General features: G+C 74.6%; 21 protein-coding genes. 13 read left to right on the forward strand and 8 right to left on the reverse strand.

What is annotated here, in order from left to right:
• Window positions 1-111 precede the first annotated feature (111 nt).
• Window positions 112-522 (forward strand): HGxxPAAW family protein, encoded by a 411-nt coding sequence (locus tag AB0442_RS20765; RefSeq protein ID WP_366164403.1) that lies wholly within the window; start codon window positions 112-114, stop codon window positions 520-522.
• On the opposite strand, the gene AB0442_RS20770 is transcribed toward AB0442_RS20765, so the two are convergent.
• From AB0442_RS20770 to AB0442_RS20780, 3 genes are read right to left on the reverse strand one after another with little or no spacing between them, the layout of a single operon-like run.
• Window positions 494-1477, reverse strand: a complete 984-nt coding sequence (locus tag AB0442_RS20770; RefSeq protein ID WP_366164404.1) for an antibiotic biosynthesis monooxygenase — start codon at window positions 1475-1477, stop codon at window positions 494-496. The genes AB0442_RS20765 and AB0442_RS20770 overlap by 29 nt on opposite strands.
• A complete protein-coding gene (locus AB0442_RS20775; RefSeq protein WP_366164405.1) occupies window positions 1474-4197 on the reverse strand; it encodes a molybdopterin cofactor-binding domain-containing protein in 2724 nt (907 codons plus the stop codon). The genes AB0442_RS20770 and AB0442_RS20775 overlap by 4 nt, the downstream gene beginning before the upstream one ends.
• Window positions 4194-5021, reverse strand: a complete 828-nt coding sequence (locus AB0442_RS20780; protein WP_366164406.1) for an FAD binding domain-containing protein — start codon at window positions 5019-5021, stop codon at window positions 4194-4196. The genes AB0442_RS20775 and AB0442_RS20780 overlap by 4 nt, the downstream gene beginning before the upstream one ends.
• 287 nt (window positions 5022-5308) lie before the next feature.
• On the opposite strand from AB0442_RS20780, the gene AB0442_RS20785 reads away from it, so the two are divergent.
• The 7 genes from AB0442_RS20785 to AB0442_RS20815 all read left to right on the forward strand — a co-directional run bounded on the left by AB0442_RS20785 (window position 5309) and on the right by AB0442_RS20815 (window position 9594).
• Window positions 5309-6094 carry a sterol desaturase family protein gene (locus tag AB0442_RS20785; RefSeq protein ID WP_366164407.1) on the forward strand — a complete coding sequence of 262 codons (786 nt, stop codon included), beginning with the start codon at window positions 5309-5311 and terminating at the stop codon, window positions 6092-6094.
• Complete coding sequence (locus tag AB0442_RS20790) at window positions 6091-6507, forward strand: HIT family protein (protein ID WP_366164408.1); 417 nt, start codon at window positions 6091-6093, stop codon at window positions 6505-6507. Before AB0442_RS20785 ends, AB0442_RS20790 begins: the two co-directional genes overlap by 4 nt.
• A 47-nt stretch (window positions 6508-6554) precedes the next feature.
• Window positions 6555-7079: a DUF4240 domain-containing protein gene (locus tag AB0442_RS20795; protein WP_366164409.1), complete on the forward strand. Its 525-nt coding sequence runs from the start codon at window positions 6555-6557 to the stop codon at window positions 7077-7079.
• Between the two features lie 83 nt (window positions 7080-7162).
• Window positions 7163-7336 carry a hypothetical protein gene (locus tag AB0442_RS20800; protein ID WP_199922877.1) on the forward strand — a complete coding sequence of 58 codons (174 nt, stop codon included), beginning with the start codon at window positions 7163-7165 and terminating at the stop codon, window positions 7334-7336.
• A 93-nt stretch (window positions 7337-7429) separates the two neighbouring features.
• Window positions 7430-8275 carry a pentapeptide repeat-containing protein gene (locus AB0442_RS20805; RefSeq protein ID WP_366164410.1) on the forward strand — a complete coding sequence of 282 codons (846 nt, stop codon included), beginning with the start codon at window positions 7430-7432 and terminating at the stop codon, window positions 8273-8275.
• Window positions 8276-8279: 4 nt separating this feature from the next.
• The gene (locus AB0442_RS20810; protein ID WP_366164411.1) at window positions 8280-8954 is read left to right on the forward strand and encodes a hypothetical protein; all 675 of its coding nucleotides are present in this window, start codon (window positions 8280-8282) and stop codon (window positions 8952-8954) included.
• A gap of 37 nt (window positions 8955-8991) precedes the next feature.
• Window positions 8992-9594 carry a DUF4291 domain-containing protein gene (locus AB0442_RS20815; RefSeq protein ID WP_366164412.1) on the forward strand — a complete coding sequence of 201 codons (603 nt, stop codon included), beginning with the start codon at window positions 8992-8994 and terminating at the stop codon, window positions 9592-9594.
• A 16-nt stretch (window positions 9595-9610) separates the two neighbouring features.
• On the opposite strand, the gene AB0442_RS20820 is transcribed toward AB0442_RS20815, so the two are convergent.
• Window positions 9611-10171 carry an SLATT domain-containing protein gene (locus tag AB0442_RS20820; protein WP_366164413.1) on the reverse strand — a complete coding sequence of 187 codons (561 nt, stop codon included), beginning with the start codon at window positions 10169-10171 and terminating at the stop codon, window positions 9611-9613.
• A 109-nt stretch (window positions 10172-10280) separates the two neighbouring features.
• Between AB0442_RS20820 and AB0442_RS20825 the strand changes: the two genes are divergently transcribed.
• The gene (locus AB0442_RS20825; RefSeq protein WP_366164414.1) at window positions 10281-10811 is read left to right on the forward strand and encodes a SigE family RNA polymerase sigma factor; all 531 of its coding nucleotides are present in this window, start codon (window positions 10281-10283) and stop codon (window positions 10809-10811) included.
• 38 nt (window positions 10812-10849) lie between these two features.
• Complete coding sequence (locus tag AB0442_RS20830; protein ID WP_366164415.1) at window positions 10850-12037, forward strand: hypothetical protein; 1188 nt, start codon at window positions 10850-10852, stop codon at window positions 12035-12037.
• A 33-nt stretch (window positions 12038-12070) separates the two neighbouring features.
• Here the strand turns inward: AB0442_RS20830 and AB0442_RS20835 are convergent, their stop codons facing one another.
• Together AB0442_RS20835 and AB0442_RS20840 are read right to left on the reverse strand one after the other, a co-directional pair.
• Complete coding sequence (locus AB0442_RS20835; RefSeq protein ID WP_366164416.1) at window positions 12071-13738, reverse strand: putative PEP-binding protein; 1668 nt, start codon at window positions 13736-13738, stop codon at window positions 12071-12073.
• On the reverse strand, window positions 13735-14013 hold the full coding sequence (locus AB0442_RS20840; RefSeq protein WP_366164417.1) for an HPr family phosphocarrier protein: 279 nt from the start codon (window positions 14011-14013) through the stop codon (window positions 13735-13737). Before AB0442_RS20840 ends, AB0442_RS20835 begins: the two co-directional genes overlap by 4 nt.
• 289 nt (window positions 14014-14302) lie before the next feature.
• Between AB0442_RS20840 and AB0442_RS20845 the strand changes: the two genes are divergently transcribed.
• From AB0442_RS20845 to AB0442_RS20855, 3 genes are all read left to right on the forward strand, one after another.
• Entirely contained in the window at window positions 14303-15064 is a 762-nt protein-coding gene (locus AB0442_RS20845; RefSeq protein WP_363548332.1) for a DeoR/GlpR family DNA-binding transcription regulator, read from the forward strand.
• Complete coding sequence (gene pfkB / locus AB0442_RS20850) at window positions 15061-16005, forward strand: 1-phosphofructokinase (protein WP_366164418.1); 945 nt, start codon at window positions 15061-15063, stop codon at window positions 16003-16005. Before AB0442_RS20845 ends, pfkB begins: the two co-directional genes overlap by 4 nt.
• 121 nt (window positions 16006-16126) lie before the next feature.
• The gene (locus tag AB0442_RS20855; RefSeq protein ID WP_366164419.1) at window positions 16127-18133 is read left to right on the forward strand and encodes a fructose-specific PTS transporter subunit EIIC; all 2007 of its coding nucleotides are present in this window, start codon (window positions 16127-16129) and stop codon (window positions 18131-18133) included.
• Between the two features lie 71 nt (window positions 18134-18204).
• Here the strand turns inward: AB0442_RS20855 and AB0442_RS20860 are convergent, their stop codons facing one another.
• A complete protein-coding gene (locus AB0442_RS20860) occupies window positions 18205-18915 on the reverse strand; it encodes a pyridoxamine 5'-phosphate oxidase family protein (protein WP_366164420.1) in 711 nt (236 codons plus the stop codon).
• Between the two features lie 49 nt (window positions 18916-18964).
• Window positions 18965-20347 (reverse strand): glutamate decarboxylase, encoded by a 1383-nt coding sequence (locus tag AB0442_RS20865; protein ID WP_344624179.1) that lies wholly within the window; start codon window positions 20345-20347, stop codon window positions 18965-18967.
• Window positions 20348-20368 lie beyond the last annotated feature (21 nt).

Genomic DNA, 20368 nt, shown 5'->3' on the forward strand with positions numbered 1-20368 from the left:
GGACAGTCTCCTTAGCATCTAAGTTACTTAGCTCGTGAGATAAAAGGTCGTCGGCGCGGGCCTGCTCCGACGACGGCATCGTACGAACGACATCACACCAAACGAGGAGACATGAGCGCACACGGCGACCACGACATGGGGCACACCGTCGCCGGCTGGACGGGCTCCCTGCTCGCCGTCGCCGGCATCGCGGTGGCCGGCACGGCGTTCGCGGCGGGCTCCACCGCCGTCCTGTGGGCGGGCCTGGCACTGCTGCCGGCCGCCGCCCTCACCACCTGGCTGCTGCACCTCGCCGGCTGGGGCAAGGCCACCGGCCCGCGCCCACCCGGCCGCCGCGACTGGCGGCTGCGCGACCCGCACGCCCGGCACGGCCACCCCGACTGCCTCGGCTGCCGGCTGGCCGGACGCGGACACCGGGCACCCGCTCCCGGGCGGGCCGTCCCCGCGCCGGGGCGGGTGCGCGTTCAGGCGCCGCGGACCGGCACCGAGCCGGTCAGGGCAGCGTCCAGAACTGCGTCGTGATCAGGTAGAAGACCGCGACCCAGAACGCGGTCGCCGCGGCGACGATGCCGAGGCCGATGCGGTTGGTCCTCGCCGCCGGCTCGTCGGGCTTCGGCCGCAGCCACCGTTTGAGCAGCCGGTTCACGTAGTAGGGCATCGTGAGGAAGGTCATGATGAAGCTCGACAGCAGGTTGCCGACGAGCAGCCCGAGCCAGAGCGGCATGTGCGCCGGCGACAGCGCGAGCGTCAGCAGCACCACGGTCGGGTAGAGGCCGACCCAGACCGCGAGGGCGGTCTTGGCCTCCGAGGGCGGCGGCGCCTCCCTGCCGTTCTCCTCGAACGCGAACCAGCTGCCGAACGAGTTGTCGATCGTGTGCAGCTTGAACTCGTCGAACTTCCGGCCCTCGGCGAGGATCTCCCGCCGCTCGGCCGAGGTCAGCCAGGCGTCGAGGTGCTCGGCGCTGTCGAACCGGTACAGCGTGGTCCACTCCTCCTGCAGCCCCTCGATCGGGCGGAAGATCTCGGTGCCGCGGTAGCCCTCGAAGGTGCTCTCCTCCTGGCTCAAGCGGCGCTGCCAGGCGAGGAAGTCGTCGACGTGGTTCGGGTGGACGCGGTGGGTGACCACCATGGTCACCAGCGGATCCGGCTGCCTGGCACCGCCGCTGACCACCTGCTGGGTGGCGGGGCCGTCGAAGTAGCCGCGTCCGTCGTCGAGCATCGCCTGCCGGGTGGCGCTGTTGATCCACGCCTGCAGGTGGGCGATCGAGTCGAACCGGTACACCACGACCCAGTCGGGCTGCAGGGGCGTCGGCGGGGAGATCTCGGCGCCGAGGTACCCGGCGTAGTCGGCGGCGGCGCTGTTGACGTCCAGCTGCCACGTCGCGTACTCCCGGTCCAGTCCGGGCCGGACCTTCTGGCCGATGATGGCCGTGGCTGCGGCGCCGTTGCGCTCCTCGGTGCCCATGTCGCTGCTCATGTCGTCCGCCCCGTCGGTGCCTGCCTGCTCCCGGCGAGCCGGCCGTAGATGCGTTCCGGGGTGAGCGGCAGCGCGCGGTGCCGGACGCCCGTGGCGTCGTGGAGCGCGTTCGCCAGCGCCGGGGCCACCGGGTTGATGCAGCACTCCGCCATCCCCTTGGACCGCATCGGCCCGAAGGAGTCCGAGGACTCCACCAGGAGCACCTCGGTGCGGGGGACGTCGGCGTAGGTGGGGATGCGGTAGTTGCGGAAGTTGGGGTTGACCATGACCCCGTCCGCGTCGACCTGGTGGTTCTCGGTCAGTGCGAAGCCGATCCCCTGGGCGACGCCGCCCTCCACCTGCCCGCGGACCTGCGCGGGGTTGATCACCACGGCGGCGTCGGTCGCCTGGACGCTGCGCAGGATCCGGATCTCGCCCGTCACCCGGTGGACGGCGATCCGGAACCCCTGCGTGTTGGAGGTGACGCTCCGGGGCGACCCGTAGGCCCGGCGGGCGGCGGTGAAGCGGATCCCGCGCGCCCGGGCCAGTGCGACGAGCTCGGCCAGGGAGACCCGCCGGTCGCCGCAGACGACGCCGTCGTCGTCCATCGAACACAGCACGACGTGGACGCCGGTGTGCACGGCGGCGAACTCCAGGATGCGGTCGCGCACGGCGTTGGCCGCCCGCAGGACGGCGTTGCCCGCCACGAAGAGGCCGGCGCTCGCGAAGGCGCCGGTGTCGAACCCGGTGCGGTCGGTGTCGGACTGGACCAGGCGGATCCGCTCCGGCGTGGTGCCCAGCTGGTCGGCCGCGATCTGCACGTGGGCGGTCGAGGTGCCCTCGCCGAACTCGACCGTCCCGACGGACAACTCGTAGACGAGGTCGTCGCCGAGCGTGACCCACGCCTCCGAGACGTGGTCGGTCGGTGGCGCGGTCTCGTGCAGCGAGCTCGCCACGCCCGTCCCGACCAACCACTCCGGACCGGGCGGCTCGTCGGCCGTACGGGCCAGGGCCTCGTCCACCAGGTCGATGCACTTCCCGAGCCCGTCCTCGGTGAACATCACGTCGTCGGGGCCGTCGTGCATCGCGACCAGCGGATCGCCCGGACGCACGATGTTGCGCCGCCGCAGGTCGAGCGGGTCCATGTGCAGCGCACGGGCCAGCTCGTCCATCGCCGACTCGACGGCGAACGCCGGCTGCGTCATCCCGTAGCCGCGCAGCGCCCCGCTCGGAACGGTGTTGGTGTACACGGAGTAGGCGTCGTACTTCTTGTTGGGACAGCGGTAGATCATGACGGCCGCGCCGCCCGCGAACAGCGTCTCGCCGCCGTGGTTGCCGTAGGCGCCGGTGTTCGACACGTTGCGCACCTGGAACGCCGTGAGCGTGCCGTCGGCCTTCGCGCCGAGCCTGACCGTCAGCGTCATCGGATGCCGGGGCGAGGCGGTGGTGAACTCCTCCTCGCGGGTGTACTCGAAGCAGACCGGCCGGCCGGTGTCCAGGGTGGCGAGCGCGACGAGGTCCTCCGAGATCACCTCCTGCTTGCCGCCGAAGCCGCCGCCGACGCGCTTGCAGAACACCCGGAGCTGGTCCGGCCGCAGCGCGAAGAGGTAGGCGAGTTTGACCTTCGCGATGGACGGCGACTGCGAGCTGGTGCGGACGTTCAGGCGGCCGTCCTCCATCCAGGCGATCGATCCGTGGGTCTCCAGGTGCGCGTGCTGCACCCGCGGTGAGGAGTACGTGCCCTCGTGGACGACGTCGGCCTCGGCGAACCCCGCGTCGACGTCACCGATGTGCGAGTGGAGCTCGAAGAGGATGTTGTGGACGGGATCGCGGACGAAGGGGTCCGCCGTGCCGTGCAGCTGCGGCGCCCCCTCGGCCATGGCCTCCTCGGGGTCGAACACCGCCGGCAGGGGCTCGTACTCGACGACGACCCTGCGGCAGCCCTCCTCGGCCGCCGCGACCGTGTCGGCCAGCACGGCGACGACGCGCTGGCCGACGAAGCGCACCGTGTCGTCGAGGACGAAGGTGTCGTCCGGATCGACGAGGTGGTCGGTGTGGATCGCGGTGGTGAAGCGCTTGCGCGGCACGTCCTCCCAGGTGTAGACCCGCTGCACGCCGGGGACGGCGAGCGCGGCGGTCCTGTCGATCGAGACGATCCGGGCGTGCGCGTGCGGCGAGTGCAGGACCTTGAGGTGCAGCATGCCGTCCATGTACGTGTCCATCGTGAACTCGGCGCGGCCGGTGACCACGTCGTCGGCCGCCGGCGCACCGACGCTCGTCCCGACGGCCTTGCCGGGCGCGGCCGTCTCCACGCCGGCGACGCCCCGTACGGCGTCCTCGATCGCCCGGTAGCCCGTGCAGCGGCAGAGGTTGCCCTTCAGCGCCCTCGGCAGGTCCTCCTTCTGGGCCTCGGTGAAGGCGGCCGAGGTCATGATCATCCCTGCGGTGCAGAAGCCGCACTGGAAGCCCGGGGCGTCCCGGAACCGGCGCTGCACCGGATGCAGGTTCCCCGGTGACCCGAGGCCCTCGATCGTCGTCACCTCACGGCCCTCCGCACGGAAGGCCGGGGTGATGCAGCTGTGCACCGGAGTGCCGTCCACCCACACCGTGCAGGCGCCGCAGTCGCCCGCGTCGCAGCCCTTCTTGACGCCGTGGTGGCCGAGTTGCCGCAGGAAGGTGCGCAGGCACTGGCCGGGGGCCGGTTCCTCGTCGAAGCCCCTGCCGTTCACGATGTAGGTCATGCCGGGCCCCCGGCGGTGAGTTCGCGGCGAATCTCTTCGGCGAAGTACTGGGTCAGGTGGCGGCGGTGCTCGGGGGTCCCGTTGGGATCCGCGAACCAGACGCCGTCGGGGATCGCGTCGACGGCGCGCCGCAGCGCGTCGGCGTCGGGCATCGTGTCGAAGGCCAGGCGCACGGGCCGCGTGGTGCCGGCGGTCACGGTGAGCAGCAGGTCGCTCGTGCCCGGCGTCCGGGTGCCGATGAGGAAGACCGTCGAACGGCCGAGGCGGGTCAGCGAGAAGCGGCGGTGCGCGGTGCGTTTGCGCAGGGCGCGCGCGGGGATGTCGATGCGCCGCAGGATCTCCCCGGGCGCGAGGACGTTCCGGTTGTTGCCGGTGACGAAGTCGTGGGCGTCGACGGTGCGCACCGACCCGTCGGCGGCCCACAGTTCGTACGTCGCCTCCAGGGCGACGGTCAGGGTGATCATCGGGCCGGCCGGCAGCGACATGCAGATGTTGCCGCCGACGGTCGCCGAGTTCCAGACCTTGAACGAGGACAGGAACGCCTCGCAGCTCGTCGCCAGGAGGTGGCCGGCCGTCCACTCGCCGGGCGGCTCGAAGGCGTGGAGGTCACGGACCGTGCACGTGGCGCCGATCGCGAGACCGGTGTCGCTCGGGACGAGCGGCTCCCAGCGTAACGACGTCAGGTCGATCAGGCGGTCGAGGTGCGGCTGCTCCACGGAGTACAGCCAGGTCCCGCCGGCGAGCCAGGCGTCGCCCTCGCGCCAGTCCGCACCCGGCAGGTCGGCCGGTCGCCGCACGACTTCGGTGATGGTGTTGAGGTCCATGGCAGTTGATCCCGCCTCGGTGGACTCGCCGAATCCGACGGGTCGCGACGTGCGCCGGGAGCGGGCACAACCTCGAGCGACAGAGTCATGTTCCGGCCGCTGCGGTCGAGCTGTTCGAGGAAGGACCGGCGGGCGCTGGATTACCTTTCGAGCGTATACCGGAACGGGCCGGCAGGTGCGGCCGGACGGCCGCGGCCGGGGGCCCGGCCCGGGGGCGCCGGGCCGCCCCGGGAGTCGCGGGGCCCACGGGGCTGCCCTGCGTCGCGGGCCCGTGGCAGGCTGGGCCGGTGGACGGATTCCTGGGGTGGGCCGCCCGGCTGGGTGCGGGCGAGGTGGTGGCGGGGGCGCTGCTGCTCAACGCGGTGCTGTTCGTCGCGGCGGTGGCCGCCGGACGGGTGCTGGTACGGCGCTACGGGGACCGCCGGGTGGCCCCGCCGCCCGGCCCGGTGACCGGGGCGGAGGTCGCCCTGACGGTGGTCGCCCTGCTGATCAACAGCGGCGTGGGGGTGGCCGGGTGGGCGCTGTGGAAGGCCGGCCTGGTCACCCTCTCGGCCTCGACCGGTCCGCGGGTGCTGCTCGAACTCCTGGCGTTCACCCTGGTCATGGACGTCCTGGCGTACGCGGCGCACTGGATCGCGCACCGCCGCCGGCTGTACCGGCTGGCCCACGAACTCCACCACCGCTACCCGGATCCGCGGCCGTCGACGCTGTTCGTGCTGCACCCGCTGGAGGCGCTGGGCTTCGGCGGCGCCTGGCTGGCGATCCTGACGGTGTGGGAGCTGTCGGCGCTCGCCCTGGGCGGGTTCGTGCTGCTCAACCTGGTGTTCGGGCTGCTCGGCCACCTCGGGGTGGAGCCGCTGCCGGCCCGGGTCCGGCGCCGGCCGGTGTTCCGCTGGGTGGCGCTGCCGATGTTCCACGTCGGCCACCACCTCGACCCGGGCGTGAACTTCGGTTTCTACACCACCGTGTGGGACCGGCTGTTCGGGACGGTCGACCCCGCGTACGACCGGATGCGACACGCCGTCGACCCTGCCGCCGCCCGGCTGCCGGATGCCCTTCAATCACCGGCATGAGCTGCATCTTCTGCGAGGTCGTGGCGGGCGGGGCGGACACCCACCGGGTGTTCGAGGACGAGGCCGCGGTCGCCTTCCTGGACCACCGTCCGCTGTTCCCCGGCCATGTCCTGGTGGTGCCGCGCCGGCACGTGCCGACGCTGACCGACCTGCTGCCGGAGGAGATCGGGCCGTACTTCGCCCGGGTCCAGCGGATCGCCGCGGCCGTCGAGTCCGCGATGGCGGCGGCCGGCAGCTTCGTCGCCGCGAACAACCGGATCAGCCAGTCGGTGCCGCACCTGCACGTCCACGTGGTGCCGCGCAATCCCAAGGACGGCCTGCGCGGCTTCTTCTGGCCGCGGACGCGCTACCGCGACGAGGCGCACGCCGCGGAGACCGCCGCCCTGATCACCGCCGCACTGGCCCCCGGCTGACCGGCTCCGGGGCGGCCCTGTCAGAGCGGTACGGCATGCTCCCGGCCATGGACGAGCAGCAGTTCTGGGACCTGATCGAAGCAGCGCGCCGGCCGGGCCCGGACGACGCCGGGGCCGTGGTCGAGCGGGCCACCGCCCTGCTCGCCGTCCGGCCGCGGCAGGAGATCCTCGCCGCACAGCAGTTGCTGTGGGACGCGATGGCGCAGTCGTACCGCGGCGACCTGTGGGGTGCCGCGTACCTGATCAACGGCGGCTGCTCGGACGACGGTTTCGACTACTTCCGCGGCTGGCTGATCGTCCAGGGCCGGGAGGTCTTCGAACGGGCCGTCGCCTCGCCGGACTCGCTCGCCGAGCTGCCGTCCGTCCGCGAAGCGGCCCGGAACCGCGCGGACCTGGACTGCGAACGCACGCTCGGCCTCGCCTGGGACGCCCATCTCGCCGCCACCGGCGAGCAGATGTCCGGCGACTGCTACACGATCGCCTACCCGGAGATCGTCTTCGACTGGGACTTCGACGACCCGGTGGAGACCGCCCGGCGCCTTCCCCGGATCGCGGCCCTGTACGGGGAGTGAAGCCGGCATCCGCGCCCAACACGCGTACCCGACACGCGCCTCGGCACCGGCCGCCCGCACCCGGCCCCGCGCACAATGACGGTATGACAGTTCCCTTGAAGTTCAGCGGGGCCTCGAAGAACCTGACCTTCGACGAACTGGAGAAGTTCGTCCACGCCGCACGCAGGGCGGGGGTGGTCGGCAAGCAGCCCGTCACCGCCGTCGTCTCCACCACCGGCAAGCTCAAGCAGCTCCAGGTCCTCCTCGACGAGGAGTGACCGGCCCGGGGTCGGGGTGACGGTCGGGGTCCGGGTCCGATCGGCGAGAATGGTCGGGTACCCAGCACGTCCGCACCGAGGAGACGACCCACGTTGGCCAGCCGGCAGCCCTCCCCCGCGCCCGCCCCGGACCGTCCCGACCTGCGGTCCGACTGCTCGCGCTGCTTCGGCCTGTGCTGCGTGGCCCTGCCGTTCGCCGCCTCCTCGGACTTCGCCGCCACCAAGGACGCCGGCACCCCCTGCACCAACCTGCAGGCCGACTTCCGCTGCGGCATCCACACCCGGCTGCGGGAGGCGGGCTACCGCGGCTGCACCGTCTTCGAGTGCTTCGGCGCGGGCCAGAAGGTCTCGCAGATCACCTTCGGCGGCGAGGACTGGCGGCAGGACCCGGGCTCGGCCCGGCGGATGTTCGCCGTGTTCCCCGTGCTGCGGCAGCTGCAGGAGCTGCTGCACTACCTCGCCGAGGGCCTCGCCCTGCCCGCCGCCCGGCCCGTCCACGAGGAGCTGCAGCGCGCCTTCGACGCCACCGAGCGGCTCACCCTCGGCACCGCCGAGGAGATCACCGCGCTGGACGTCCCCGCCGTCCGCCAGGAGGTCAACGCCCTGCTGCTGCGGGTCGGCGAGCTCGTCCGGGCCGGCGTGCCCGGCCGCACCCGCAACCACCGCGGCGCCGACCTGATGGGCGCCCGTCTCAAGGGCGCGAACCTGCGCGGCGCCAACCTGCGCGGCGCGCTGCTGGTCGCCGCCGACCTCCGCAGGGCCGACCTGCGCAGCGCCGACCTCATCGGGGCCGACCTGCGGGACGCCGACCTGAGCGGAGCCGATCTCACCGGCGCGGTCTTCCTCACCCAGTCGCAGGTCAACGCCGCCCGCGGCGACGCCGCGACCCGGCTGCCGGCCGGCCTGGACCGCCCGGCCCACTGGGCGCCGGCCCGCTGATCCCGTGGGCGACGTCGTGGACGATCCGGTGGACGATCCGGTGGAGGCGCTCTGCGTCCGGCTGCACCGCGGTCTGCGCGGCGAGGGCCCGTTGGCGGCGGCCGACGCCGCCGCGCTCGGCTGTGCGCTGCTGGACCTCGGCCACCAGGGCCCGACGGTCCGCGAGGCGGTGGAACGCCGACCGGCCGACGTCCCGCCGGCCGATGCCGCCGACCTCGCCGCACGGCTGCTCGCCGAGGCCGGCTTCGAGCCCGGCTTCGACCTGGTGCCGGAGCGGCTGGAGACCCTGCGCCGGGCGCTGGAGCCCGTCCTGCGCGACCTCCCCGGGGCCGGGGGTCCCGGGGCCCGGCTGGTCGTCCAGGACGCCTGGTACCCGCCCTCCGCGGGCGTCGTCCTGGCGGACGGCCGGCTGCACGGCGGCGGCCTGCCCGTCTGTGCCGGCGGCGACCCGGTCACGGCGGTGGCGGCCGTCGCCGCGCACGTCCAGGAGAGCCTGATGGAGCGCGACCGCCGGGCCCTGCCGCTCTGCCCCGACCACGGCCTCGGCCTGCACGCCGTCCGGCACTCCGACGCCGCCGTCTGGTGGTGCGCGGCCGACGGCGGCCACCCGGCCGCCGCGATCGGCCGGCTGCCGCGGACGGGCCGAAATCGGGATGACCGCCCGGGGCGCCGCGCATAGGCTCCGCGGGATGTCCGCGCACAGCCCTGGAGTCCGAGTGACCGATCAGCCGTTCCGCGCCGTCCGGGCCGCCCACGACGACCGGAGCCTGACCGTCTACCAGGCGTACCCGGTGGAGATCGCGGAGGCGGCGCTCGCGGCGGGCACCTTCGTGCCCCCGTTCAAGCGGGAGCGGATGACCTGGATCAAGCCCTCGTTCCGCTGGATGATGTACCGCTCGGGCTGGGCGTCCAAGCCGGGCCAGGAACGGGTGCTGGCCGTCCGGATCAGCCGGGACGGCTTCGAGCAGGCCCTCGCCCTGGCCTGCCCCAGCCATCACGACCGGCGCTGCCACGCCACCGCGGAGGAGTGGCGCGCGGAGCTGGCGACCAGCCCCGTCCGGGTGCAGTGGGACCCGGAGCGCTCCACCCGGCTCGGCGCGCTGGAGCACCGCGCCCTGCAACTCGGCCTGTCCGGACGGGCGGTGGCCGGCTACGTCGACCACTGGATCCTGGGGATCACCGATGTGACCGCGCTGGCGCACGAGGCCCGGGCACTCGTCCGCGACGGCCGCACCGACCTCGCCGACGCGCTGATCCCGGCCGAGACCCCGTACCCGCTGCCCGAGCACCTCGCCGCCCGGATCGGCGCCGACCGCTGAGCCGGGCCGTCTCCGGTCAGCCGACGGGCTCCTGACGGCCGGTCGGAACCTCGCGACCCTGCGGCGGCACCGGACCGGGCAGTAGCGCCACCTGCAGCTCGGAGGCGCTGCGCACCCGCGTCCAGGAGTCGTGGTCGGCCTGGACGATCTCCTCGTACGCGGCCAGGAACTCCGCCACCCGCTCCGGCTCGGGCTCGGCCCCGGCCAGCCCGGCGCGGTGGAAGGCGAGCCGGCGCTCCAGCGCGGCCAGCCGGTGCACGGTGTCGGAGCGCTGCAGCCAGAGCGCACGGTGCGAGAAGAAGGCCTGCCAGGCGGCGAGCACGGTGATCGCCGCTCCGAGGCCGAGGGCGACGTCGGACAGCCACTGCCGGGCCGGCTGGCCGACCTGGACGCCGAGCAGCACGGTGATCACCGCCGACAGGCCCACCGTGGAGATCTGCAGCCCGAAGGCGCGCCTGCGGTCCGCGTCCCGACGCCGGGTACGGATCCGCAGCTGGCTGTGCACCTCGGCTTCCACGAAGGCCAGTTGACGGCTGACCGGACTCGCGTCCGCACCGTCCGCAGTGTTCCCCGCCATGGCCCGCGTTCCTCTCCCCCGCCTTCAAAGCGGCCAGTCTGCCAGCCCGCCCGGACATCCGTGCGGAATCCGGTGGGACGCGGTGCCCGCCCCACCGCGTTAGAAGGTCATGGACCGCACAACGACGACGCGATCGGCGCCCACCGAGCCGCCGGCCTTCCTCGACTTTGCTGCGGCGAGGGGGCACCACCTGGTCAGAACGGCCTATCTGCTGACCGGCGGTGACGCGCACCTCGCCGAGGACCTCGCGCAGGAGGCGCTCGGCCGGCTGTTCGGCCGGTGGCGCAAGGTGTCCCGGATGGCCAACCCGGCGGGGTACGCGCAGACCGTCCTGGTCAACACCTTCCTGTCGCACCGCCGTCGGCGCAGCAGCAGCGAGCACGTGACGGACACCTTCGCCGAGACGGCGCAGCCCGCGCCGGACCCGGCCTTGCGGGTCACGCTGCTGCAGGCGCTCGGCGAACTGCCGCCCCAGGACCGGGCGGTGCTGGTGCTCCGCTACTGGGAGGACCGCAGCGCGGAGGAGACCGCGGCGGTGCTGCGGCTGAGCCCCAGCACGGTGCGCTCGCGCAGCAGCCGGGCGCTGGCCCGGATGCGGACGGTGCTCGGCGAGGACCTCGACGCGCTCGTCCACCCCTGACCGACCACCGGCAGTACGAGAGGATGCGGAGAACGACGATGCCCGTCGAGGAGAGCTTCACCACCGCCCTGCGGTCGGCGGCCGAACTGGCCCCCGAGCCGAACGCCCTGGCCTTCGCGCAGGGTGCGGCGACCCGCGGGGCGCGCCGGCGCAGGCGGCGCCGGGCCGCCGTGCTGGCCGCGGCGGCGGCGGTCGCCGCGGCCGTGCTGGCCGCCGGTTCGCTGCCGGCCCTGCACGGCGGCCGGGCACCGGCCGCACAGCCCTGGTCCTCGGTCAGCGGGGAGTACATGCGCGACGCGCTGGTCTCGCTGCTGCCGAACGGCCACGTCACCAGCGCCATGGGCTTCACCGGGAACGAGGGCGACGTGAAGACGGGGCCGTCCGCCGTCGTCGAGATCGCCACGGCCCGCGGCGCGGGGCAGGTCACGCTCTCGCTCGACCGGGTGACGACCCCGGTGAGGGAGTCCTCCCTCGGTACGCACTGCTTCGACCCGTCGGAGCGGCCGACCGAGAGCTGCAACCGCACGGTGGAGCCGGACGGATCGGTCCTGATGGTCAACGTGCTGCTGCCCGAGCAGGCCGGCATGGGCAAGACCATGGTCGCGAGCTGGACCCACCCGGACGGCCGCCAGGTGCGGATCGACTCGTTCGACCGGAGCGGCCGGGGCGAGCCGCCGCTCACCGGCGAGCAGGCGGTCGCGGTACTGCGGGGCACCGCCTGGGACGTGGGCTTCGGCGGTGTGCAGGCGACCGACGCGCCGCGCCCCGGGGTGACCCTGCCGGCAACGGCAGCGCTGCACGACGCGGTGGCGAAGCTGCTGCCGGCCGGCGCGGCGGCGGGCCCGGCCGACGGCCTCGCGATGCCGGGCCGGGTGCGGCTGCAGGTCTCGCTGGAGGGCCGGACGAGCTGGGTGGCCGTCGAGGTCGAGCCGCACTGGCAGGAGGGCGAGCAGTCCGATCCGCGAAAGACGTTCGAGTCCGGTCGCGGCCCGGAGCTGACGCACACCGCGGACGGCACCTCCGTGGTGGCCGGCGGCCACCGGGAGTCCGACGGGACGGACGGCCCGGAGGTGCAGTGGGGCGCCGAGGCCCTGCACCCGGACGGCACCCGGGTGACCGTCGACGAGTGGAACGGCCCCGACGCCCGCACCTTCCTGCCGGGCGCCCCCGCCCTCACCGTCGAACAACTCCGGGCCCTGGCGACGGCCCCCGCCTGGCGCGGCTGACGCACCGCTGACGGGCGGGGCCGACGGGCCGGCTCAGCCCTCGGCCGTCCGCAGCGATCCGCGCACCCGTTCCCGCGCGGTCGCCGCGTCGGGGGCGCTGCGGGCGAGCCCGGCGAGGTGGCGGCAGTCGGCGAGGGTGTGCCCGGCGAGCGCGGCGCGGACCTCGGGCAGGCAGGAGGGTGCGGCGGACAGCCCGGTGACGCCGAGGCCGACGAGGACGAGCGCGAGGTCCGGGTCGGCCGCCGCCTCCCCGCAGACGCCGACCGGGACGCCGTGCGCGGCGGCGCCCCCGGCGGTGGCCGCGACCAGGTCGAGCAGGGCCGGCTGCCAGGGGTCGAGCAGCTCGGCGAGGGCGCCGAGGGTGCGGTCGGCGGCGAAGGCGTACTGGGCGAGGTCGTTGGTGCCGATGCTGAGGAAGTCGCAGACCTCGGCGAGCCGGTCGGCGCGCAGTGCGGCGGCCGGCACCTCGACCATCGCCCCGGCGAGGGCGAGGCCGTGGGCGCGGACCCGGCCGGCGAAGGCGGCGGCCTCGGCGGGCAGCGACACCATGGGGGCCATCACCCGGACGTCCGCGCCGCTGCCGCGGGCGGCGGCCGCGATCGCGGCGAGCTGGGTCTCCAGGAGCTGCGGGTCGCGGGCGGCGGTGCGCAGGCCGCGGACGCCGAGGGCGGGGTTCTCCTCGTCGGCGGCGGTGGCGAAGGGCAGCGGCTTGTCGGCGCCGGCGTCCAGGGTGCGGACGGTGACGCGGCGTCCGGCGAAGGCCTCGAAGACGGCCCGGTAGGCGGCGGTCTGCTCGGCGGCGCCGGGGGCCTCGGCCCGGTCGAGGTAGAGGAACTCGGTGCGGAAGAGGCCGACGCCCTCGGAGTCGGCGGCGGCCGCGGCGGTCAGTTCGTGCGCGGCACCCAGGTTGACGAGCAGCGCGACGGGGTGCCCGTCGGCGGTGCGTCCGGGCCCCGAGCTGTGGGCGGCCGCTTCCCGGCGGGCCCGCTGCCGCTCGGCCGCGTGCCGGACGGCCTCCGGCGCGGGATCCGGGTGGACGGCGCCGTCGGCGGCGAGCACGAGCACCGTCCGCCCGTCCCGCAGTCCGGCGGCGCCGGGGCAGCCGACGACGGCGGGCAGGCCGAGGGCCTTGGCGAGGATCGCGGTGTGGCTGGTGGGGCCGCCGCGGACGGTGACCAGGGCGAGGACCCGGGCGGGGTCGAGTTCGGCGGTGTCGGCGGGGGCGAGGTCGTCGGCGACCAGGACGTACGGATGGCCGGGGTCGGGCAGGCCGGGCATCGGCAGTCCGAGCAGCCGGGCGACCGCGCGGTCGCGGAGATCGTCGAGGTCGGCGGCGCGCTCGGCGAAGTAGCCGCCGGCGGCGAGCAGGGCCTCGCGGAAGCCCTGGTAGGCGGCGGTGACGGCGTGCGGGCCGTCGGTGCCGGCGGCGACGAGTCCGGTGGCCCGGTCGGCGAGCGCCGGGTCGGCGGCGATCATCGCCTGTGCGGTGAGCACGTCCGCGGCGGCGCCGCCGGCCCGGGCGGCGCGGGCCTCCAGGTCGGCGGCGACGGCGGCGAGGGCGGCACGCACGGCGGCGCTCTCGGCGGCCGGGTCGGTGACCGGGCGGGCCGGCGGCAGCACGGGGGGCGGGGCGGCCCGGGCGACCGGCCCGGCGGCGCTGCCGCGGCCGACGCCGATGCCGTGCAGCGGGGCGGCCGTCACCGGACGGCGTCCAGGTCGTCGGCGAGCAGGGCGGCGAGTTCGTCGAGGGCGGCGCGGGCGGCGGCCTCCTCGCCGTCGGCGGTGAGTTGCAGGGTGTCGCCGTGGCCGGCGGCGAGGGCGAGGACGGAGAGCAGGCTGCGGGCGTCCACCGGGGTCTGGCCGGGGCGTCCGACGCCGACCTTGACGCTCTGCCGGGCGGCGGCCCGGACGAAGAGGGAGGCGGGTCGGGCGTGCAGGCCGCTCTGCGAGCCGACGGTGACCAGGAGCTGGGGCATGGGGTGTCCTTCGGGTTCACGGGGTGCGTCCGGAAGTGCCCGAACGGGCGGTCCGGATGGGGCCGCGGGCCCGGTACCGGCGGTGGGGGCGGTCCGCGGGTACCGGGCGGTCGGGGGTGGTCACGCACCCGTCACCGGGTGGGTTTCATTTGGTTTTACGCCCGGTTCACTCAGCATGTCAACGTAATCGGGCAGAAATCCCACATGCTCGGACTCTTGCTTTTCCACGGCCGGGGCGTATCGTCGGAGTCAACCAGGCGTAAACAGACATGAACGGACCCGATCCCACATGTACGCTCCCGAGCGCCAGCAGCAGATCCTGCAGCTCGCCCAGACCAGGGGCCGCGTCGACGTCCCCTCGCTCGCCGAGGAGTTCAACGTCACGCAGGAGACCATCCGGCGCGACCTCAGCACCCTCGACCGGGCCGGGCTGCTGCGCCGCGTCCACGGCGGGGCACTGCCCGCCGGGGCGCTGCACCTGGAGCCCGGCCTCGCCGAGCGGGACTCGACCGCCGCCGACGAGAAGGAGCGGATCGCCCGCGCCGCGCTGGCCCTGCTGCCCGCCGAGGGCAGCGTGCTGCTGGACGCCGGCACCACCGTCTCCCGGCTGGCGGCGCTGCTGCCCGCGGACAGCACGCTGACCGTGGTCACCAACGCGCTGCCGGTCGCCGCCCGCCTGGCCGACCACCCCTCGCTCTCGCTGCACCTGGTCGGCGGCCGGCTCCGGCACCGCACCCACGCCGCCGTCGACGACTGGGCGCTGCGCGCGCTCGCCGACGTGCACGCCGACGTGGCCGTGGTGGCCACCAACGGCTTCTCGCCGGAGGGCGGCCTCTCCACGCCGGACCTCGCCGAGGCCGCGGTGAAGCGGGCGATGGTCGCCGGGGCGCACCGGATCGTGCTCGTCGCGGACTCCTCGAAGTACGGCACCCGGCACTTCGCCCGGTTCGGCTCGCTGGAGCAGGTCGACGTCCTGGTCACCGACAGCGGGCTGACCGACCGGCAGGCCGCGGAGATCGAAGAACTCGGACCGGAAGTGATCCGCGCATGATCGTCACCATCACCCCCAATCCCAGCCTCGACCGCACCTACGAGCTGTCCGAGCTCGCCCGCGGCGAGGTCAACCGGGCCACCGGGGACCGGCTGGACCCGGGCGGCAAGGGCGTGAACGTGGCCCGGGCGCTCACCGCCGCCGGTCACCGCACCGCCGCCGTGCTGCCACTCGGCGGCGCGCCCGGCCGGCTGCTGGCGGAGCTGCTGCACCGCCAGGACATCGACGTGGCGGCCGTCCCGGTCGCCGGCGACACCCGGATCAACGTGTCGGTCGTCGAGCGGTACGGCCCGCTCACCAAGATCAACGCACCCGGGCCGCAGCTGACCGCCGAGGAGTCGGCGGCGCTGCTCGGCGCCGTCCGCCGGCAGGCCGCCGGGGCGGACGTGGACTGGCTGGCCTGCTGCGGCAGCCTGCCCCGCGGCCTGGCGCCCGAGTGGTACGCCGACCTGGTCGCCGAGGCCCACCTGGGCGGCGCCCGGATCGCCGTGGACACCTCGGGCCCGGCCCTGCTGGCCTCGCTGGCGGCCGGCCCCGACGTGGTCAAGCCGAACCTCGACGAACTCGCCGAGGCGGTCGGCAGTCCGGTCACCACCCTCGGCGCGGCCCTCGACGCGGCCGAGCGGCTGCGCGAGCTCGGCGCCCAGCAGGTGCTGGCCAGCCTCGGCGCGGACGGCATGCTGCTGGTCGCCGAGGAGGGCTCCTGGTACGGCACGGCGCCGGTGGACGAGGTCCGCAGCGACGTCGGCGCCGGCGACGCCTCCCTGGCCGGGTTCCTCGGCGCCGGAGGCAACGGGCCGAAGGCGCTGGCCTCGGCGCTGGCGCACGGCGCGGCGGCCGTCCGGCTTCCGGGCAGCGTGATGCCGATCCCGGCCGACCTCGAACCGGACACCGTCGTGGTGACCGCCGACGTGCCGCGGGAGCTGCCGCTGGGCCGCTGAACCGGGCGCGGCCGCGAGGGCCGCAGACGCGCACGGCCGTCGCGCACGGCCGATCGGAAGGACCTGGGGGCAACAGGAACCGACCACCGCACCTATGCACGACTGGTGAAGGACCGACACGATGAGCGACAACGGCAGACTGATCACACCTGCGCTCGTGGATCTCTACCTCGCCCCCGACGACAAGGCGGAGGCCCTCCGCGCCCTGGCCCAGCGGCTGGCGGCCGAGGGGCGGGTCACCGACCTCGACGGCTTCCTCGCCGACGTGGCCGCCCGCGAGGCGCAGGCGCCGACCGGCCTGGGCGACGGGATCGGCGTCCCGCACTGCCGCTCGGCCCACGTCACCCGGCCGAGCCTGGCCTTCGGGCGCAGCACCCGCGGGCTGGACTTCGACGCCCCGGACGGCCGGCCGGCCGACCTGGTCTTCATGATCGCCGCTCCGGACGGCGCGGACGACGCCCACCTGCAGATCCTGGCCTCGCTGGCCCGGCGGCTGATGGACCCGGAGTTCACCGGGGCGCTGCGCACGGCGACCGACCCGAGCGCGGTCGCCGCCCTGGTCAACGACGAGGAGCCGGCCCCCTCGCCGGAGCCCGCCGCGACCGCCGCCCCGGCGCCCGCCTCCACCGCCGCACCCTCGGCGGGCGGCCCGCGGCTGGTCGCGGTGACCTCATGCCCGACCGGCATCGCGCACACCTACATGGCCGCCCGGGCGCTGGAGCAGGCGGCGGCCCGGGCCGGTGCCACCATCCACGTGGAGACCCAGGGCTCGGCGGGCTCGACCCCGCTGGACCCGGCGGTGATCGCCGCCGCGGACGCGGTGATCCTGGCGCACGACGTGGAGGTCCGCGACCGGGCCCGGTTCGCCGGGCTGCCGACGGTCGACACCGGGGTGAAGGCCGGCGTCAACCGGGCCGACGAGCTGGTAGCCGAGGCGGTCGCGCTCGCCGCGGCCGCCCCCGCCCGCACCGCGGAGCCGGCCGCCGCCCCGGCGCCCGTGCAGCGGCAGGAGCACTGGGCGAAGCGGCTGCGCGGCTACCTGATGACGGGCGTCAGCTACATGATCCCGTTCGTCGCGGCCGGCGGACTGCTGATCGCACTGGGCTTCGCGATCGGCGGCTACACGATCTCCTCGGCGCCGTCGGTGGTCGGCCACTTCGACTGGACGTCCCACCTCAGCTGGGCGGCGCTGCTCTTCCAGACCGGCGCGGCGGCCTTCGCCTTCCTGGTGCCGATCCTCTCCGGGTTCATCGCCTACGCGATCGCGGACCGGGCGGCGCTGGCGGCGGGCATCGTCGGCGGCGCGGTCTCGGTGGCGGTCGGCGCGGGCTTCCTCGGCGGCATCGTCACCGGTCTGATCGCGGGCCTGCTGGTGCGCTGGATGACCGGTTGGAAGGTGCCGCGGGCGATCGCCGGGATCATGCCGGTGGTGGTGATCCCGCTGCTGTCGGTGGCCGCGGTCGGCTTCCTGATGTTCGTGGTGCTGGGCTCGCCGATCTCCTCCGCGATGAAGGGGCTGACGGACTGGCTGAACAGCCTGTCGGGCACCAACGCGATCCTGCTCGGCCTGCTGCTGGGCGCGATGATGGCCTTCGACATGGGCGGCCCGCTCAACAAGGTGGCGTACACCTTCGCCGCCGGCGCGCTGACCACCGCGGGCTCGGTGCCGGACGCGGGCAGCCTGAAGGTGATGGCCGCGGTGATGGCCGCCGGCATGACCCCGCCGCTGGGCCTGGCCCTGGCGACCACCGTGCGGCGGCGGCTGTTCACCCGCGAGGAGCGGGAGAACGGCAAGGCGGCCTGGGTGCTCGGCGCCTCGTTCATCACCGAGGGCGCGATCCCGTTCGCCGCGGCCGACCCGCTGCGGGTGATCCCCTCCGCGATGGCGGGCAGCATGGTCGCCGGCGGCCTGACGATGGCCTTCGGCTCGACCCTGCGGGCGCCGCACGGCGGCATCTGGGTCCTGCCGCTGATCGGCAACCCGGTGCTCTACCTGGTGGCGATCGCCGCGGGCACCGTCGTCACCGCCGGCCTGGTGATCCTGCTGAAGGGCCTGCGACGCCCCGCCCCGACAGCCGCCCGGGAACAGGACCCGGCAGCCCGGGTCCTGGCCGGCACCGCGGCCTGACAGTCGGGAGGCGCCGATCAGGGGCGCGGGGAACTGCGCGGTTCCCCGCGCCTCTTCGCGGTGCTGCTCCCCTACGGCCAGAGCAGGGTGCTGGTCCAGGCGATCCGGCCGGTGCCGAGGCCGGTGCGGGTGTACCGCAGCCGGACGTGCCGCCGGCTCGGGTCGCCCTGCCAGAACTCGACCTCGGCGGCGCGCAGCATGTACACCGTGTGCCCCGCGGCCACCAGCTCCGGGTCGGCGTCCAGCAGCAGCTGGGCCTCGTCGGCCGCCAGGTCGTACGCGGCGAGCGACCCGAGCGGCTCGCTCTGCCGTCCGACCAGCGAGGCGACCCGGGCGCCCGGCGAGCGTCCGCGGAACTCCTCCGCGGAGACGGCCGGCGGTGCGGCCTCGACCGAGCCGCGGACGCGGACCTGGCGGCCGAGCGGCGGCCAGTACACGCTGAGCGCGGCCATCGGGCTGAGCGCCAGTTGACGGCCCTTCGGGCTGTCGGCCTCCGCGGCGAACAACCAGGCGCCCTCGGCCGCGTCGACGTCCCGCAGCACCAGCACCCGGGCGTCGGGCACGCCGTCCGCGTCGACCGTCGAGAGCGTCATCACCTGCGGGTCGAGCACGCCCGCCTCGAGGGCCTCCACCAACCAGTCCACGAAGAGCGGTCCCGGCTCGGCCGGTGCCAGGTCGGGCTCGAAGACCGGCAGTTCGCGGGCCATCGGAGGCCGGTCCCGCAGCATCTCGCCGACCGCACTGGGTCGGTACCTGTCGAACCCGTCGTCGCCCGCCACCATCGGCCTCCCGTTCGCTCGTCCCGACGTCCGACCCCCGACCCCACCGTACTCAGTGGTGGAAGCCGACGCGGTCCGCCTCGTGCGGGTGTCCCTGTTCGAGGCGCTTGATCGCCCTGCGCATGTCCTCGGCGAGCAGCTCGATCTCGTCGCGGTCGACGCCGTGCCGCACCAGGACGCGCTGGATGACCGTCTCCTGCCGGTCCGGCGGCAGCGGGTACGAGGGGACCTGCCAGCCGCGCATCCGCAGCAGGTCGGAGAGGTCGTACAGGCTCCAGCCGACCGAGTCCGGGTCGGTGAGCGTCCAGGAGACGGCCGGCAGCGCGCCGACTCCGTCGTACAGCAGCGTGAACGGGCCCATCTCGGCGACCTGCCGGGCCAGGTGCTGCGCGGTGTCGGCGCAGGCCTGGTAGACCCGCCGGTACCCCTCCCGGCCGAGGCGCAGGAACATGAAGTACTGGGTGACGACCTGTCCGCCGGGGCGGGAGAAGTTCAGCGCCAGGGTCGGCATGTCGCCGCCGAGGTAGGAGACGTGGAAGACCAGGTCGTCCGGCAGCGCGTCGTTGTCCCGCCACAGCGCCCAGCCGACGCCGAGCGGGGCCATGCCGTACTTGTGGCCCGAGGCGTTGATCGAGGAGACCCGCGGCAGGCGGAAGTCCCAGACCAGGTCGCGGTGGAGGAACGGGGCGATGAACCCGCCCGAGGCGGCGTCCACGTGCAGCGGCACGTCGATGCCGGTCTCCGTCTGGATGCGGTCCAGCTCGGCGGCGATCTCCGCGACCGGCTCGTAGGTGCAGGTGTACGTCACGCCGAGGATCGCCACGACCCCGATGGTGTTCTCGTCGACGTACTCGCGCAGCTGGTGCGGCTGCAGGCCGGTCGCACCGGGCTCCACCGGCACCTGGCGCAGCTCCACGTCGAAGTACCGGGCGAACTTCTCCCAGCACACCTGGACGGGCCCGCAGACCAGGTTCGGGCGCTCGGTCGACTGCCCGGCGGCCTTGCGCCGGTCACGCCAGCGCCACTTCAGCGCGAGGCCGCAGAGCATCGCCGCCTCGCTGGAGCCGGTGGTCGAACAGCCGACCGCGTTGGCCCCCTCGGCGCCGGCCGGCGCGTGCCACAGGTCGGCCATGATGTTCACGCAGCGCGACTCGATCTCCGCGGTCTGCGGGTACTCGTCCTTGTCGACGATGTTCTTGTCCAGGCACAGGTCCATCAGCCGGCGGACCTCGTCGTCCGCCCAGGTCGTGCAGAAGGTCGCCAGGTTCTGCGCGGCGTTGCCGTCCAGCAGCAGTTCGTTGCGCAGCAGCTGGAAGACCACGGACGGCGGCGCCGGGAAGTCCGGAATGGCCCGCTTCGGCAGCGGCCGCTCGCTCAGCGGCGAGGCGAAGATGTCGACGGCCGGGTCGGCCGCCGGTTCCTGAGCGTTGTGCAGAGCCACCGAGGGCACCTCTCG

It is taken from the genome of Kitasatospora sp. NPDC085895, from assembly GCF_040702125.1.
GTDB lineage: Bacteria > Actinomycetota > Actinomycetes > Streptomycetales > Streptomycetaceae > Kitasatospora > Kitasatospora arboriphila.

What these genes read in the sequence shown, in the direction of transcription:
- AB0442_RS20765 (WP_366164403.1), top strand. Translation starts at nt 112, where the DNA reads ATGAGCGCACACGGCGACCACGACATGGGGCACACCGTCGCCGGCTGG.
- AB0442_RS20770 (WP_366164404.1), bottom strand. Translation starts at nt 1,477, where the DNA reads ATGAGCAGCGACATGGGCACCGAGGAGCGCAACGGCGCCGCAGCCACG.
- AB0442_RS20775 (WP_366164405.1), bottom strand. Translation starts at nt 4,197, where the DNA reads ATGACCTACATCGTGAACGGCAGGGGCTTCGACGAGGAACCGGCCCCC.
- AB0442_RS20780 (WP_366164406.1), bottom strand. Translation starts at nt 5,021, where the DNA reads ATGGACCTCAACACCATCACCGAAGTCGTGCGGCGACCGGCCGACCTG.
- AB0442_RS20790 (WP_366164408.1), top strand. Translation starts at nt 6,091, where the DNA reads ATGAGCTGCATCTTCTGCGAGGTCGTGGCGGGCGGGGCGGACACCCAC.
- AB0442_RS20795 (WP_366164409.1), top strand. Translation starts at nt 6,555, where the DNA reads ATGGACGAGCAGCAGTTCTGGGACCTGATCGAAGCAGCGCGCCGGCCG.
- AB0442_RS20800 (WP_199922877.1), top strand. Translation starts at nt 7,163, where the DNA reads ATGACAGTTCCCTTGAAGTTCAGCGGGGCCTCGAAGAACCTGACCTTC.
- AB0442_RS20820 (WP_366164413.1), bottom strand. Translation starts at nt 10,171, where the DNA reads ATGGCGGGGAACACTGCGGACGGTGCGGACGCGAGTCCGGTCAGCCGT.
- AB0442_RS20825 (WP_366164414.1), top strand. Translation starts at nt 10,281, where the DNA reads ATGGACCGCACAACGACGACGCGATCGGCGCCCACCGAGCCGCCGGCC.
- AB0442_RS20830 (WP_366164415.1), top strand. Translation starts at nt 10,850, where the DNA reads ATGCCCGTCGAGGAGAGCTTCACCACCGCCCTGCGGTCGGCGGCCGAA.
- AB0442_RS20840 (WP_366164417.1), bottom strand. Translation starts at nt 14,013, where the DNA reads ATGCCCCAGCTCCTGGTCACCGTCGGCTCGCAGAGCGGCCTGCACGCC.
- AB0442_RS20845 (WP_363548332.1), top strand. Translation starts at nt 14,303, where the DNA reads ATGTACGCTCCCGAGCGCCAGCAGCAGATCCTGCAGCTCGCCCAGACC.
- pfkB (WP_366164418.1), top strand. Translation starts at nt 15,061, where the DNA reads ATGATCGTCACCATCACCCCCAATCCCAGCCTCGACCGCACCTACGAG.
- AB0442_RS20855 (WP_366164419.1), top strand. Translation starts at nt 16,127, where the DNA reads ATGAGCGACAACGGCAGACTGATCACACCTGCGCTCGTGGATCTCTAC.
- AB0442_RS20860 (WP_366164420.1), bottom strand. Translation starts at nt 18,915, where the DNA reads ATGGTGGCGGGCGACGACGGGTTCGACAGGTACCGACCCAGTGCGGTC.